Source organism: Vibrio sp. 1249-1 (genome assembly GCF_033340495.1).
The window spans coordinates 1-1,023 of record NZ_JAWOWJ010000156.1; the positions used below are offsets into that span (position 1 = coordinate 1).

1 pseudogene is annotated in these 1,023 nt (G+C 49.6%); it reads left to right on the forward strand.

The features are described from left to right. Window positions 1-1,023, forward strand: a pseudogene (locus tag R7Z50_RS24925) (cytochrome c3 family protein); the annotation flags it as partial.

Below are 1,023 nucleotides of genomic sequence, written 5' to 3' on the forward strand. Positions count from 1 at the left end.
TGTTTTCAAATTAGGTAGCGACAGAAATAACACCAATACTTACAAACAGCCGGTCGACGACAATGACATGCTCGTTACCGACATCAATGGTTTAGTCATTGAAGGCAACCCTTTCCCGCAAGATGCCCGCAACTGTACAACCTGCCATTCGACCTATGTCGCGAAAGCATCAGACGCCAACAATTGGTTTGAACACCCAAGCCAAGTTGCCTGTGAGACCTGTCACTTGTACCGAGACAGAGGTGCGCATGATAACCAAGTCGGTACGGTTTGGGTAAGAAACGGCGAGCCACAAAACTCCTGCTCGGGCTGTCACCGACCTTATGACCGAGATGACAATGGCGATCCAATCATCGGCCAAGACGCAAGCCGAAGTGCTAAAACGGTTCACGTAATGCGTTTAGAGAATCTTGCAAAGGCACGTGATTCGCTCGAAATCAACGTTGAAAGCGCGCGATTTATTGATGACCAGTTTGAGGTTGAACTAAGAGTGTCGAAAGCGGGCACAGGTATTGGATCCATCAACGAACTGACCCCTTTCATTAATGAACATGGGCACCTCAATTTGTTGCTGAACTGGGATAACGGCCAAGGCCCGATAGTCGCAAACAACAGTCTCAACGTCGCCGATGATGGCGCACTTGGTGACGGCTGTGAGGCTCAAGGAGAAGGCCTATTCTTGTGTCATAAAGACTTCACTGACGCTGTGATCAAGCCAACCTCCAACTCTACGTTGACGGTTAACATCGCCGACATGCCACTTTGCGCCAACCGTAGAGATGGCGAGCTCGCCGAATGCGTCACGTTTGAAGGCCTCGATCTTATCAAATCACCTTTCGTCATTGCCGCCAATAACGCATCCGGCTCGTTTGATGTGTCTGGTATCAACAAGCAACACAAACTGCCAGTGGGCGCGGACATTTCATCGTGTAACGATTGTCACAAAGAGCTGACTGTCCATAAGCTCGGTGAGCATCCACATGCCGCCACCGACTTCCAACAATGTAAAAATTGCCATAACTC